At 70.2% G+C, this 14951-nt stretch carries 6 protein-coding genes; 4 read left to right on the forward strand and 2 right to left on the reverse strand.

The window, feature by feature from the left end; translation table 11 throughout:
• Positions 1-125 precede the first annotated feature (125 nt).
• On the forward strand, positions 126-1223 hold the full coding sequence (locus ACGFH8_RS03630) for a lytic polysaccharide monooxygenase (RefSeq protein WP_393364478.1): 1098 nt from the start codon (positions 126-128) through the stop codon (positions 1221-1223).
• Between the two features lie 82 nt (positions 1224-1305).
• On the opposite strand, the gene asnB is transcribed toward ACGFH8_RS03630, so the two are convergent.
• Positions 1306-3267, reverse strand: a complete 1962-nt coding sequence (asnB, locus tag ACGFH8_RS03635) for an asparagine synthase (glutamine-hydrolyzing) (RefSeq protein WP_387202573.1) — start codon at positions 3265-3267, stop codon at positions 1306-1308.
• A 128-nt stretch (positions 3268-3395) separates the two neighbouring features.
• Between asnB and ACGFH8_RS03640 the strand changes: the two genes are divergently transcribed.
• The 3 genes from ACGFH8_RS03640 to ACGFH8_RS03650 all read left to right on the forward strand — a co-directional run bounded on the left by ACGFH8_RS03640 (position 3396) and on the right by ACGFH8_RS03650 (position 9277).
• Complete coding sequence (locus tag ACGFH8_RS03640) at positions 3396-4877, forward strand: aminopeptidase P family protein (protein WP_393362831.1); 1482 nt, start codon at positions 3396-3398, stop codon at positions 4875-4877.
• Positions 4878-5042: 165 nt separating this feature from the next.
• Positions 5043-7310, forward strand: coding sequence for a hypothetical protein (locus ACGFH8_RS03645; protein WP_393362834.1), 2268 nt, complete (start codon positions 5043-5045; stop codon positions 7308-7310).
• A 302-nt stretch (positions 7311-7612) separates the two neighbouring features.
• Positions 7613-9277 carry a hypothetical protein gene (locus ACGFH8_RS03650; RefSeq protein ID WP_393362837.1) on the forward strand — a complete coding sequence of 555 codons (1665 nt, stop codon included), beginning with the start codon at positions 7613-7615 and terminating at the stop codon, positions 9275-9277.
• An 82-nt stretch (positions 9278-9359) separates the two neighbouring features.
• Here ACGFH8_RS03650 and pulA read toward each other — a convergent pair whose 3' ends face one another.
• Complete coding sequence (gene pulA, locus ACGFH8_RS03655) at positions 9360-14885, reverse strand: pullulanase-type alpha-1,6-glucosidase (protein WP_393362840.1); 5526 nt, start codon at positions 14883-14885, stop codon at positions 9360-9362.
• Positions 14886-14951: the final 66 nt, after the last annotated feature.

Raw genomic sequence — 14951 nt, forward strand, 5'->3', positions numbered from 1 at the left:
TTCACTTCAGCGGGGCGAGCAGGCCACGTCCCACCCACAAGCGGGCGGACGGCTCGGGCGGCACGCCTCGCGAGTCAGGAGAACCCGTGAACCGTTCCCGTACGGCCGCGTTGCTCACCGCGGCCATGACCCTCGCGCTGGGCGCTGTCGCCCTGGCGTCCAGTCCCCAGCCGGCCGCCGCGCACGGCGCGGCGATGACGCCGGGCAGCCGCACCTACCTGTGCTGGCAGGACGGCCGCAGCCAGACCGGTGAGATCCGGCCGAACAACCCCGCGTGCTCCGCAGCGGTGGCGCAGAGCGGGGCGAACTCGCTCTACAACTGGTTCAGTGTGCTGCGCTCCGACGCTGGCGGCCGCACCACCGGCTTCATCCCGGACGGGCAGCTGTGCAGCGGCGGCGCCACCGGTTTCCGCGGCTACGACCTGCCCCGCACCGACTGGCCGCTGACCCACCTGACCTCCGGGTCCCGGCTGGACTTCAAGTACAGCAACTGGGCGCACCACCCGGGCACGTTCTACTTCTACGTGACCAAGGACAGCTGGAGCCCGACCCGGGCCCTGGCCTGGAGCGACCTGGAGCAGCCGTTCCTCACGGTGACCAACCCGCCGCAGCGCGGCGCGGTCGGCACCAACGACGGGCACTACTACTTCAGCGGCAACCTGCCGTCGGGTAAGAGCGGCCGGCACATCATCTACTCCCGCTGGGTCCGCTCGGACTCGCAGGAGAACTTCTTCGGCTGCTCCGACGTGACCTTCGACGGCGGCAACGGTCAGGTGACCGGGGTGGGCCCGGGTACCGGTTCGCCGACGCCCGACCCGACGACCCCGCCGCCGGACCCGACCACTCCGCCGCCGGACCCGACGACCCCGCCGCCGGACCCGACCACCCCGCCGCCGACCACCACCCCGCCGCCGAGCGGCGGTGACTGCATGGCGGTCTACAAGGTGAGCAGCACCTGGCAGGGTGGCTTCCAGGGCGAGGTCACGATCATGAACCACGGCAGTACGCCGTTCAACGGCTGGACCGCGAGCTGGACCTGGCCCAACGGGCAGTCGATAAGTCAGATCTGGAGCGCCACCCAGACGACGTCCGGCTCGACGGTGACGGCGACGAACGTCAACTACAACGGCACCGTCGCACCGGAGGGCACCACCACGTTCGGCTTCCTGGCCAGCAGCACAGGAACGAACGGACTCCCGACGGTCACCTGCGCCCGCAAGTAGCCGCCACCACCGCCTGAAATGACCAAGAGGTTTGCGTCACCGGAACTGCTCCGGTGACGCAAACCTCTTGGTCGACAGGGTGTCAGCGGACCATCGAGCCGACCACCGGCTTCGTGAGCAGGGCGGACTGGTTGCGCTGGATGCCCGGGTCGAGGGTCTTGGCCACGAAGATGGCGTGCCAGATGCAGAAGATCAACACCGTCCACACCTTGCGGGAGTGGTCGGCCTCCTCCCGCTTGTGCTCGTCGAGCAGCCGCAGCGCGTACGACAGGTCGAGCAGGTCGCCCGCGCCCGAGGTGCTCAGCACGTGCCGGGCCCACTCGTACATCTCGCCGCGCAGCCAGACCCGGGTGGGGGTCGGGAAGCCCAACTTCTTGCGGTTGACGATGGCCGGCGGCACGACACCCTGCAACGCCTGACGCATCGCGTACTTGGTGGCGTCGGAGCGCGGCGGCAGCTTCAGGTCCACCGGGATCTTCGCCGCGACGTCGAACACCTCGCGGTCGAGGAACGGCACCCGCACCTCCAGCGAGTGCGACATCGAGATCCGGTCGGCCTTGACCAGGATGTCGCCGCGCAGCCAGGTGTACAGGTCGACGTACTGCATCTTGGTGACGTCGTCCAGCTCGGTGCACTCGGCGTAGATCGGGGCGGTGACGTCGGTGTAGCGCACCGAGGGGTCGTAGCGGCGCATCAGGTGCTGCTTCTCCTCCTCGGTGAACATCCGCGCGTTGCCGTAGTAGCGCTCCTCGATCGGGGTGGTGCCCCGCTCCAGGAAGCTCTTGCCCTTGACCCCCTGCGGGATCGCCTTGGAGACCGCGCGCAGGCCCTTCTGCACCCCGCCGGGCAGACCGTTGACGGTGCCCAGCGACAACGGCTCCCGGTAGATCGTGTAGCCGCCGAAGAACTCGTCCGCGCCCTCACCGGAGAGCACCACCGTGACGTGCTCGGCGGCCTTCTTGGCCACGAAGTAGAGCGGCACCAGCGCCGGGTCGGCCACCGGGTCGTCCAGGTGCCAGACGATCTTCGGCAGCGCGTCGATCATGTCCTGCGGACCGATCTTGGTGGGGATGGTGGTGACGTCCAGGTGCCGCGCCGACTCCTGGGCGACGTCGATCTCCGAATATCCCGGGACGTCGTAGCCGACGGTGAAGGTCAGGATGTTCGGGTTGAACTCCCGGGCCAGCGCGACCACGGCCGTCGAGTCGATGCCGCTGGACAGGAACGAGCCGACCGGCACGTCGGAGCGCATGTGCATGCGCACGCTCTCCCGCAGCGTCTCCCGGATCTCGTGGTAGAGCTTCTGCTCGTCGTCGACAGGCGCCGGCCGGAACACCGGCCGGTACCACCGGCGTACGTCGATGCGCCCACCCGGGGTCCAGTTCAGGTACTCCCCCGAACCGATCCGGCTGATGCCCTTGTGCAGGGTGCCCGGCTCCGGGACGTACTGCAGGGTCAGGTAGTGGCTGAGGCTGGCGCCGTCGACGCCCGCGTCACCCTGGTAGCTGCTGTGCGCGAACGGCAACAGCGCCTTCTTCTCCGACGCCAGGTAGAGCCCGTCGGCGGTCTCCAGGTAGTGCATCGGCTTGATGCCGAAGTAGTCGCGGGCGCCGAACGCGCGCCGCTCCTGCCGGTCCCAGATGACGAAGGCGAACATGCCCCGCAGCCGGGTGAGCACCTGCTCGCCCCAGAAGTGGTAGCCCGCCACGATCACCTCGCCGTCACCGGCCGTGGCGAACTGCGCGCCGAAGTTCCTGATCAACTCCTCGCGCAGCTCGATGTAGTTGTAGATCTCACCGTTGAAGGTGAGCAGGTAACGGCCGTTCGCGTAGGGCAGCGGCTCGTGACTCGACGCGACGTCGATGATGGCCAGCCGCTTGTGGGCGAACACGCCGTCCGCGTACCGGCCGGAAGCGTCGCCGACCACCTCGACCCCGGTCTCGTCGGGGCCGCGGTGGTGCAGGCATTCCAACGCTCCGGCGATGTGGTCGCGGTGCGCGGCGGCGTTACCGTTCGCGCTGAAGAAGGCCAGAAGTCCGCACATGGTGGTCATCTTTCCACGCGCGCTGTCGGCCCGTCGCAGCCGTCCGTCGATCCGACTCCCGGGGTCGCCACCGGGAACCGGGCGCGCGGTACCGTCGAGATCAGCAACGAGGCGGAGGGAGCGGCGCAATGACCGAGGGACAAACCGACGGTACGCCGACGGACGGCACGGAATCGCACGATCCGGACTTCCCGGAGGCGTTCCTGTCCTTCATGCGGCAGGGCTGGCGCGACACCGCGCTCCCCGTGACGCCCCGCCCGGAGACGCCGAACTACGCCAAGCGGCGTGCCGCGCTCTCCGCGGCCTTCCCGGGCGAGACGCTCGTCATCCCCACCGGCACCGAGAAGGTCCGGGCCAACGACACCGACTACCCGTTCCGGCCGGGCAGTGACTTCGCCTACCTGACCGGCGACCACGACGCCGACAGCGTGCTGGTGCTGCGCCCCAACGGCTCGGGGCACGACGCGACGCTGTACATGCGGCCCCGCTCGTCCCGGGAGACCGACGAGTTCTTCCGCAGCCGCAACGGCGAGCTGTGGGTGGGCCGGCGACACACGCTCAGCGAGAAGTCGACCGAGCTGGGCCTGCCCACCGCCGACCTGACCGGGCTGGAGGCGACGCTCGCCGACCTGGCGCCGGGGCGTACCCGGGTGTTGCGCGGGTTCGACGCCCAGGTGGACGCGGCCGTCCGCGCCTACGACGGACCGCGCGCCGAGGGCCAACCGCCCCGCGACCGGGAGCTGGCCATCGCCCTGTCGGAGATGAAGCTGGTCAAGGACGAGTGGGAGATCGGCCAACTCCAGGACGCGATCGACGCCACCGTACGCGGCTTCGAGGACGTGGCCCGGATCCTGCCGGCCGACCGCGCCGTCTCCGAGCGGCTGCTGGAGGGCGTCTTCGCGCTGCGGGCCCGCCACGACGGCAACGACGTCGGATACAGCTCGATCGTCGGCGCCGGCGAGCACGCCACGATCCTGCACTGGGTACACAACCACGGCGCCACCCGGCCGGGTGACCTGCTGCTGATGGACATGGGCGTCGAGGGCCGCAACCTCTACACCGCCGACGTGACCCGGGTGCTGCCGGTCAACGGGCGGTTCACCGCCCTGCAACGCCAGGTCTACGACATCGTGTACGCCTCGCAGCAGGCCGGCATCGACGCCATCCGCCCCGGGGTGGCGTTCAAGGACGTCCACCTGACCTGCATGCGGGTGCTCGCCGAGGGCCTGTCCGAGCTGGGCCTGCTGCCGGTGAGCGTGAACGAGGCGATGGACGAGAAGTCGACCGTCTACCGGCGGTGGACGCTGCACGGCTTCGGCCACATGCTCGGCCTCGACGTGCACGACTGCTCCAACGCACGCAAGGAGACCTACCGCGACGGCGCGCTGGGCGAGGGCTACGTGCTCACCGTCGAGCCCGGTCTGTACTTCCAGCCGGAGGACGAGCTGGTCCCCGCCGAGCTGCGCGGCGTCGGCATCCGGATCGAGGACGACGTACTTGTCACCTCGACCGGCGCGGTGAACATGTCGGCCGCGCTGCCGCGCACCTCCGACGAGGTGGAGACCTGGCTGGCCGAGCAGCGCGAGGCAGGCCCCCGCCTGCCCGGCTGACCCCGCACGAGCCCTGACCCGGCTCCAACCCGCACCGCACCGGCGTCGCCGCCGGCCGACCAACGGCCGACGGCGACGCCGGTGCCGTTCTCGGCAAGATCCACTCGGCTTCACGGACGTCGCGCTGTCCCGACCACGCGGACACCGCGTCATCCCTGAACCCGAGTGGATCAACCCTGCTGCCTGCCCGACCTCATCCAACCTGCGCCGAATGCGGGGTTATCTCGGATAAGTCCGCATCGCGAAGATGGTTCTCATACGGTGGGGATCAGAGGCTGCAACCCATTTGTAGCTGGTCGTGGCGCCTCGGGCGGTGCGATCCCGTCTGGTAGCAGGAAAGGGCGGAAGGCTCTGATGTCCAACGACGTAACGAGTACCGACGGCGGGGCCTCGGCGGCTCCGCCGACACGACGACGGCGGGCGCTCTGGGTCGCCGGCGTGGCTGGGCTGACCGGCGTGGTGGGCCTGGCGGCTCTCGGCGGCGTGGCCGCTCGGGACGACAAGCCCGCCTCCAACCGGGCGTCCGACACGCAGCCGTCGACGAATCGGCAGACCGTCAGCGACTCCGCTGGCACGAAGGACGACGGTGCCAAGAAAGACGGCGCCCACGAGGACGGCGGTCGGGACGACGACTGGAGCGGCGACGATTGGAGCGGCGACGGCGACCGGTCGGGCCGGGACGCCACGCACGAGGAGAAGGACCGCGGCAGGCAGGTCCCGTGCGACAGCGACAGACTGATCCAGGCGATCACCTTCGCCAACAACGAGGACGGCGGGGTGCTGGAACTGGCCAAGGGCTGCACCTACACGCTGACCCGCAACCAGGACGGCAACGGCCTCCCGGTGATCACCGAGAACATCACCCTCAAGGGCGAGCACACCACCCTCGGCCGTGAGGCCACCGCCGACTACTTCCGCATCCTCAACGTCGGCCCCGGCGGGCACCTCACCCTCAAGGGCCTGAGCATCAGGGGCGGCCAGACCCTTCAGGAATCGGTGACCGCCGACCCGGCCACGGTCTGGGCGCCCTACTCGTCCCGGGCCCGGTCCGCCGTGGCCGGCACGGCACCCAAGCCCGCGGTCACCACCGCGCCCGCCGGCACGCCGACCTCGGCGTCCACCGCAAAGGCGGCGGCAGCCAAGCCCGCGGCGGCTACGGCCGAGAAGCCCAGCGCGACAACAACGGCCGCGAAGCCCACGGCCGCGAAGCCCACCGCAGCAAAGCCCGCGGGGACGATGGCCGCGGGGACAACGGCCGCCAAGCCCACCGCGGCCACACCCACGACGGGTGCCAAGGCTTCGACGGCAGCGGTCAAGGCCGCTGAAGCTGAAGCCGCAGCGGTCAGGGCCACTGAAGCCGAGGCCACAGCGGTCAAGGCCGCTGAAGCTGGAGCCAAGGCCACAGAAGCCAAAGCCGCAGCGGTCGAGGCCACAGCGGTCAAGGCCGCTGGAGCCGAGGCCGCAGCAGCCAAGGCCAAGGCCGCGGTAACGGCCGCCAAGCCGGTAGCCGCGGTGGCGACGCCGGCGCCGGCCGGGTCCGCGGTGGTGCCGCTGGTGGAGGAGCCGGGGTTCAACGACGGGGCCGGGGTGCTGGTGCAGCCCGGTGGACGGGCGGAGATCCTGGACAGCGAGTTGCTCTACAACCAGTCCGGCCGCGACGGCGGTGGGCTGGCCAACTTCGGCAGCACCAGGCTCAGCAAGACGACGGTCGCGCACAACACCGCCTTCTTCGTCGGCGGCGGCATCTTCAACGCCGGCGTACTCCAGGTCGACGAGTCGAAGATCGAGGACAACACCGCAATCATCGGTGGCGGTGGCATCTCCAACGGCGCGCCGGCGATTCGCGGCGAGGGCGTTGTGGGCGGTTCGGTCTGGGTCTACAAGAGCGAGGTCACCGACAACGAGACGCTCGGCTTCGGCGGCGGCGTGCTGGATGTCGAGGGCACCACGACGCTGCACCAGACGACGGTCGGTGACAACACCGCGGTGCTCGAGGGTGGTGGCGTCGCGGTTGCGGACAGCCAGCTCACCCTCAAGGACGCCACGGTGGTCAGGAACAGCACCGCCAGCGACGGTGGCGGCCTGTTCGTGAGCTCCGACAGCGTCGCGACGATCGAGAGCAGCAAGATCAAGGACAACACCTCGGTCCTGTGGGGCGCCGGCCTCTACAACGACGACGGCGTCACCACGCTGCGCGACAGCGAAGTAGTGGGCAACCGGGCCGTCGGTCCGTCCTCCCGCGGCGGCGGCATCGTCAACGCCGACGGGAGCGAGGTCAGACTCCAGCGGACCACGGTGGCGTACAACTTCTCCACCCTTGAGCCGGGGGGCATCTTCAACAGCGTCGGCGGCACTGTGACGCTTGACGACGAGTCCGCGGTCACTGCCAACCGCCCGACCAACTGTTTCAACGTTTCGGACTGCTTCGCCTGACCCGGTGGGGCTGAACCACATAGAGAGGTACGCCCCTCCGCGCCGTCGCCGGCCCGGAGGGGCGTACCCGTTTTGGCAGGTCAACGGGGGTCTACGGCCGCCCTGGGCGGCACGGGGCCCGGCGGGGTGTCCCGGCCCCTTCGCACGCAACATGAACCGAATGTGGGGTTCTCTCGGATAAGCCCGCGAGGCGAGGAACCTTCTCATACGGTGGTTTTGGGAGCTACAACCGATTTGTAGCAGGGGACACCCGTCTGACGGCGGCGACCCTGTCTGGTACGAGGAGAGGGCAGAGAGCTCCGATGTCCAACTACCTAACGAACAACGAAGCCTCCGGGCGGGCGACGGCCAAACGCCGTCGCAAGCTCTGGCTCGCCAGTGGCGTGGCCGGTTTGACGGGCGTGATCAGTCTCGCGGCGGTGGGCGTCGCGGGCAGCGCCGGAGCGGTCGGCCTGAACTGGAACACCGCGCAGGTCAGCAAGGACGGCGACCAGCGGGGTGACGAGGGGCGCGACTGGGACAAGGACAAGGACAAGGACCGGGACAAGGACCGGGACAAGGACCGGGACAAGGACAAGGACCGGGACAAGGACCACGAGCGTGGGAAGGAGGTGCCCTGCGACACCGACAAGCTGATTCAGGCCATCGTGTTCGCCAACAACAAGCACGGCGGTGTGCTGGAGCTGGCCAAGGGCTGCACCTACAACCTGACCCGCAACGACTACGAGGGCAACGGCCTCCCGGTGATCACGGAGAACATCACCCTCAAGGGTGAGCACACCACGATCTCCCGGGAAGCAACGGCCGACTACTTCCGCATCCTCAACGTCGGCGCCGGTGGTCACCTCACCATCAAGGGCCTGACCATCAAGGGCGGCCAGACCCTCGAACTGTTCAACGGTGTCGAGCCGAACGCCGTCTGGGCCGCCTACTCGGACTCCGAGGCGCTCGCCGCGCAGGTGAAGGCGGGCACCCCGTTGACCCAGGCGCTCACCGTTCGGCAGGCCAACCCGAAGGCGGGCCTGAAGGCCGCGCCGAAGGTCACCAAGAAGGTCACGCCGGGCGTCGTCACGCCGCTCGTCGAGGAGCCCGAGGAGAACGACGGAGCCGGAATCCTGGTCCAGCCGGGCGGCACCGCCGAGATCCTGGAGTCCGAGGTCGTCCTGAACCAGTCGGGCGGCAACGGCGGTGGTGTGGCCAACTTCGGCACCACGAAGATCTGGCACAGCACCGTCACCCGTAACACCGCCTTCTTCTTCGGTGGCGGCGTCTTCAACGCCGGCCTGCTCAAGGTCGAGGAGTCGAAGATCACCGACAACACCGCAGTCATCGGTGGTGGCGGTATCTCCAACGGCGCCGCGGAGATCTTCACCGACGACGTGGACGGCGGAACGGTCGAGCTCAAGAAGGCCGAGATCACCGACAACGAGACGCTCGGCTTCGGTGGTGGCTACCTCGACATCGAGGGCAACACCACGGCGTACGAGACCAAGTTCGCCTCGAACACCGCGGTGCTCGCTGGTGGCGGTATCGCCGCGGCGGACAGCCAGCTGAACCTGCACAACGTCACTGTGGAGAAGAACAGCACCGCCGGCGTCGGTGGCGGTGTGGCCATCGCCTTCGACAGCGTGGTCACGTTCGAGAAGAGCAACATCAAGGACAACACCGCCGGCTTCTTCGGCGGCGGGCTCTTCAACGCCGACAGCGTCACCACGCTGCGCGACAGCGAGGTTGTCGGCAACCGGGCCGTGGGCCCGATCGGGGTCGGCGGCGGCATCTTCAACATCTTCGGCGAGGTCAACCTGTCGAAGACGAAGGTCGCCCACAACTTCTCCACCTTCGAGCCGGGCGGTGTCTTCAGCTTCTTCGGAGAGGTGAACGTGGACGACAAGTCCGCCATCACCGCGAACCGTCCGACCAACTGCCTGGCCATTCCGGGCGGCACCATCGAGAACTGCTTCGCCTGATCAACCGGCACAGCACCGAGGGTGACAAGCACAACGGACCGGCCCCCTTCCGCACCACGCGGAAGGGGGCCGGTTCACGTCGTTACCTCTGCACGAACACCGCCACGCTGCGCGCCGGTACGGTGAACGTGCCGGCCGCCCGGTCGAACGAGGCGGTACGCAGCACCTCGTCGGCCGACTCGACCAGCACCGGGTGCAGTGCCACGTCCGCACCGCGAAGTCCGGTGACGGTCTGGGTGGCCGCCGACGGGGTGCCGTTGAAGACGACAGTCACCGACGTCCACGCCCCGCCCAGCCCGCGCGCGTCAAGCGTCATGGTCAGCACGCCCGGCGTCTCCTGCTCACCGGACAGCGGGAACGCCACCCGCCGCTGCACCTGCTCGGCGGTGGCCAACCCGAACACCGGCGACGACGCCCGAATGCGCAGCAGCTCGGCGTACCGGGCGTTCGTGGTGTCGATCGCCGCGCAGTCCGGCACCAGCGCCGGGTCCGCCAGCAGGGGCACCGCGTACGGCCACTTGTCCTCGTTGTCGGGCGCGGGCGGCAGGCCGGCGCCGAACCCGTTGCCCCGCTCGCACCCCCAGCGGATCTGGTTGAACCAGTCGCCGGAGTTGTACGAGTTGCGGTCCAGCGACTTCGACCGCAGCCGTTCGGTGCCGGCGGTGACGAACCCGGTGCCCTGTCCCAGCACCACCGTGCCCAGTGCCAGCACCTGCATCCGGGAGCGGTCGGCCGCCGAGGTGGCCTGCGGCAGCTTGTACGCCAGCGCGTCGTACAGGATCTCGTTGTCGTGCGCGTCGACGTAGGTGACGGCCTCCCCCGGCGCGGCGGTGTAGCCGGCCGGGGAGCCGTTGTAGTCCACCTGCGCCCCGGTGACCTGCCGCCCGGCGGTGTCGGTGAACCGGTAGCCGCGCAGGTTGCCGGTCAGACCCACCTTGATCAGGTCGTGGGCGTGCAGCAGGCGGGCCTTCTGCTCGGCCGGTGACCCGTTGACGTCGTCGCCGTTCGGGTCGGTGTAGAGCCCCGACGCGAAGCCCTGCGCCCGCGGGTTGGCGTCGAACGGCCCACCGCCGCGCACGGCGTCCCGCAGCCGGTCGTTGAAGGTGCCGATGCCGGTGCCGGCCATGTTGGCCTGGGTGGCCTGCACGAACCGGGCGTCGTTGGCTACCTCGCCGAAGTTCCAGCCCTCGCCGTAGAGCAGGATCGACCGGCCGTCCACGCCGTCGCGGGCGACTGTCAACCGGTCCAACGCCCGGCGTACGGCCAGGATGTTCGCCTTCGGGTGGTGACCCATCAGGTCGAACCGGAACCCGTCCACCCTGTACTGCCGCGCCCAGGTGACGAGCGAGTCGACGACCAGCTTGCCCATCATGGCGTGCTCGGGGGCGGTGTTGGCACAGCAGGTGGAGTTGGCGACCGCGCCGTCCTCCAACAACCGGTGGTAGTAGCCGGGCACCACCTGGTCGAGCACCGACTTCGGGTCGGTGCCGGCCGCGGCCGTGTGGTTGTAGACCACGTCCATCACCACCCGCAGCCCGGCGTCGTTCGCCCCCGCGACCATCCGCCGGAACTCGACGGTCCGCGCCGCGCCGGCCGGGTCGACGGCGTAGCCGCCCTCCGGCACGGTGTAGTGCAGCGGGTCGTACCCCCAGTTGTAGCCGTCGGTGTCGGCGACCGCCGCCACGCACTTCTGCTGTTCGGCGGAGTCCGGCGGGAGCGCGGCCAGGTCGCAGGCCGGCTGACGCTGGTCGGCCCGCCGCTCCGGGATCGTCGCGAAGTCGAACGCCGGCAGCAGGTGCAGGTGGGTGACACCGGCGTCGCCGAGGGCCCTCAGGTGGGTCATGCCGGCGGTCTTCGGGTCGGTGAAGGCGAGGAACGTGCCCCGCCGCTCGGCCGGCACGGTCTCGTCGGCGATGGAGAAGTCCCGCACCGACAGCTCGGTGATCTGCGCCTTCGCCGCCGGCACCGGGGCCGGTTTGCGCAGCGTCCCCCAGCCCGCCGGGGCCAGGGCCGGGTCGTTCAGGTCGACGAGCTGGCTGTGGGTGGAGTCCGCCGCCAGGGCCACCGAGTACGGGTCGGTCACCACGGCGGTGACCATCTTCTGCGCGGCGGGCTGCCACGCCTGCACCTCGTACCTGTAGTACCTGCCCACCCAGGCGGCGGTGCCGCGCGCCGACCAGACACCGGTGCGGTCGTCGCGGCGCATCGGCACGATCCTGGGCGACGCGCTCGGCGAGTCGAACAGGTGCAGCCGCACGGTCCGCGCGGTCGGCGCCCACAGCGCCAGGCTCGGCGTCCGGCCGTCGAACGTCGGGCCGAGGGTGGCGTCGGTGGCCCGGGAGTACACGTCGTCGAGCACCCCGGGGATCTGCACACCCGTCGCCGCGAGCAGGGCACCCTTCGCGTCGCGCTCGGTGACGAGCACCTGCCCCCGCAGCGCCGCCGGGACCTTTGCCAGGTCGCGTCGGTCAAGGGCGAAGCTACGGTACGACCACAGGTGCGGGAACCTGTCGCGTTGCGCCTCGGTGAGCCCGTTGCGCTGCGCCCGCAACGGCAACGTGGTGTACGCCCCGGTCAACTCCCCGTCGACCACACTCACCCCGCCGGTGGGCGCGGCGACGAGCGCGTACGTCCTGCCGTCGGTCGGGGGTGTCTGCCACGCCACCGTGGACCTGTCGATCCAGTGCGCCTTCTGCTTGCCGATGTCGGTGTCCCCGCCCGCGGTGGTCGCCGTGGTCGGCAGCAACCGCCCCGGCGTGGCGGCGAGCAGCCACACCTCCCGGCCCGCGCCGGCCAGGTCGAGTCGCTGGTCGTCGGGCAGGTCCTTGGTGTCGCCGTTGTGGATGATGTAGTTCAGCCCGGTCGCGCCGGCCGCCAGCGGCACCCGGAACACCGCCCCGAACGCGTCGGTCCCGGTGGGCTTCAGCGGCGTCGACCACTCGGTCGGGTTGGCCGCGCCGTCCCACACGTGCAGACCCCAACCGTCGTAGGTGTTGTCGGCCCGCCGGTAGTGGACGACCGCGGTGCCCTCCTCGACCGGGGGGTCCGGCTCACCGGTGGCCGCCTGCCGGCTCGGGTAGACGGCCGGGTCGCCCTGTTTCAGCCAGACCTCGCCGGTCCGGGTGACGTCGACGCCGCGGTCCTGGGCGACGTCCTTGGTGCCGGCCTTGTCGACGACCAGGAAGTTCACCGACGTCGCGCCCGGCTTCAGTTTCACCCAGGCGAAGCGACCATAGGAGTCCTCCCCGGCGAACGGCTGGCCCTTCGGCCACTCGGTGACGTACGCCGGGTCGATGTCCCCCCAGGCGTACAGCCCCCAGTCGTCGTACCCACCCGCGGGGCGCTGGTAGTGCACCACCGCCCACTCCCGGGAACCGCCCTGCGGAGGCGTACCCACGGTGGCGGTGGACCGGGCGGTCGCGGTACGACCCCGGCCGTCACGGACCACCGCCTTGTACTCGACCCGGGTGCCGCCGGCCAGGCCGGTCAGGTCGTGCTGCACGGTGTACGGCGCGTGGTCGGCGCTGCCCAGCACCGTCCACCGCCCACCCGCGACCCGGGCGGCGACGGTGACGGTGGCGAGGGGGTCACCGGTCACCTGGGCGGTGACCGCCGCCCGGGTGGCGACCGGCGCGTCCGGGGCGGGGGAGGTGATGGTGACGGTCGGCTTGCCGGCCGCCTGCGCGACGGGGGTGCCAGCCCGGTAGACCACCGCCGACAGCGGCGGCACGGTAAGGGTCAGCCTGCCGTCGGCGCCGGCCTGTTCGCCGCTCGCGCTGCCGTAGATGCCGGTGAAGGTGGCGCCGGCCGACCAGGTGTCCACGGTGACAGTCTGCGCGGTGTCGGCGTTGTTGACCGCCACCACGTACTCGGTGCGGTCGGCGGGGGCGATCCGGGAGGCGGCGAACACCCCCGGGCCGTCGGCGGCGTACCGGGTGACCTGCACGCCGTCGCGCAGGGCGGGGTGCTCCTGGCGCAGCCGGCCCAGCTCGGCGATGGTCCGGTACAGCGGGTGGTCGGTCTCGAACTGGTCGCTGCCGTGGGTGCGGTCGGTGCCGAGCAGGTCGTCGTCGAGGTAGTCGGGCACCTTCGAGGCGAACATGTCCTGCCGGGCGTCCTTGTCCCCGCCGGGCCCGGTGAAGCCCTGCTCGTCGCCGGAGTAGATCACCGGTTGGCCGCGGGTCAGGAACATCAGTTGGTGCGCGAGCTGGTCGCGGCGCAGGTGACTGGCCGGGTCGGTGCCACCGCCGGCGACGAACGAGCCGATCCGGCCCATGTCGTGGTTGCCGAGGAAGGTGGTCAGCCGGCCGGCGTCGGTGTCCCGGGCGGCGTAGAGGTCGTCGCGGGCGTACACGTCGGCGAGCGCCCGCGCCGAGCCGGCGCCTGTGGTGTAACCGCGCGCGGCCTCCTGGAAGGCGAAGTCGAGGGTGGCCGGCAACCCACCCTGACGGACGTAGCGGGAACTGATCTCCGGGTCGGCGCTGTACACCTCACCGAACATGAAGAAGTCCTTCTTGCCGGCCTTCTCGGCGGCCCGCTGGATGCCCTGGCTGAACTGCGGCCAGAACTCCATGTTGACGTGCTTCACGGTGTCCAGCCGGAACCCGTCGACGCCGATCGCGCCGATCCAGTCCCCGTACGCCTTAGTCAGCCCCCGCACCACCTCGGGGCGCTCGGTCCACAGGTCGTCGAGGCCGAAGAAGTCGCCGTACTCGCTGTTCTCGCCCGCGAAGGTCGAGTCCCCCCGGTTGTGGTACATGGTCGCGTCGTTCAGCCACGCCGGTACCTTGACGCTCGCGTCACCCGGCTCGGGAAGAACCGGGGTGTACGGGAAGGACTCCTTGTCGACCGGCGGGAACGCGCGGCTGCCGTCGGCGTAGTTGCGGTCCTCGAACGCCCGCCCCCGCGCGTCGGTGTACGGCGAGGTCGCCTTGTCCACGTACGCGTAGGAGTTCTCGGCGTACTTGATCACGTCGGCGGTGTGGTTGACGATCACATCGAGGTAGATCTTGATGCCGCGCCGGTGGGCGAGTGTGACCAGCCGCTTCATCTCCTCGTTGGTGCCGAAGTGCGGGTCCACCTGGGTGAAGTCGGTGATCCAGTAGCCGTGGTAGCCGGCCGAGATGTCGTTGCCGGCGCCCTGCACCGGCCGGTTCTTGAAGACCGGGGCGAGCCAGATGGCAGTGGTGCCCATCCCCTGGATGTAGTCCAGCTTGTCGATGACGCCCTTGAGGTCACCGCCGTGGTAGAAGCCCTTGTCGGTCGGGTCGAGCCCGGTCCGCAACCGGTCGCCGGTCAGGCCGCCCCGGTCGTTGCGGGGGTCGCCGTTGGCGAACCGGTCCGGCAGCACGAAGTAGAACTGCTCGGCCCGCGCCGAGTTCCCGCCCGCCTTCAGCAGCGCCTCGGCGGAGGGTTCGGTACGCCACTGCACCGCGCCGGTGCCGGTGCCGGCCAACGTGTCGGTGCCGGCCAACGTGTCGGTGCCGGACGGCCGGGGGTCCGTGGCGGCGCCGGGCCGGTGCGCGGCGACCGGAGTGCCGACGAGCGTGAGGGTGAGCAGGGGGACGAGAGCCAGCAGGGCGGAGCGCGGTATCGGCGAGGGTTTCATCGACGCCTTCCTCTGGTCGCTGATGCGCCGCACGCTAACCCTTGCCGAAACATTCTGCAATCACTT

The sequence above is a fragment of the Micromonospora sp. NPDC049175 genome, assembly GCF_043197345.1.
GTDB lineage: Bacteria > Actinomycetota > Actinomycetes > Mycobacteriales > Micromonosporaceae > Micromonospora.

What these genes read in the sequence shown, in the direction of transcription:
- ACGFH8_RS03630 (WP_393364478.1), top strand. Translation starts at nt 126, where the DNA reads ATGACCCTCGCGCTGGGCGCTGTCGCCCTGGCGTCCAGTCCCCAGCCG.
- pulA (WP_393362840.1), bottom strand. Translation starts at nt 14,885, where the DNA reads ATGAAACCCTCGCCGATACCGCGCTCCGCCCTGCTGGCTCTCGTCCCC.
- asnB (WP_387202573.1), bottom strand. Translation starts at nt 3,267, where the DNA reads ATGTGCGGACTTCTGGCCTTCTTCAGCGCGAACGGTAACGCCGCCGCG.
- ACGFH8_RS03650 (WP_393362837.1), top strand. Translation starts at nt 7,613, where the DNA reads ATGTCCAACTACCTAACGAACAACGAAGCCTCCGGGCGGGCGACGGCC.
- ACGFH8_RS03640 (WP_393362831.1), top strand. Translation starts at nt 3,396, where the DNA reads ATGACCGAGGGACAAACCGACGGTACGCCGACGGACGGCACGGAATCG.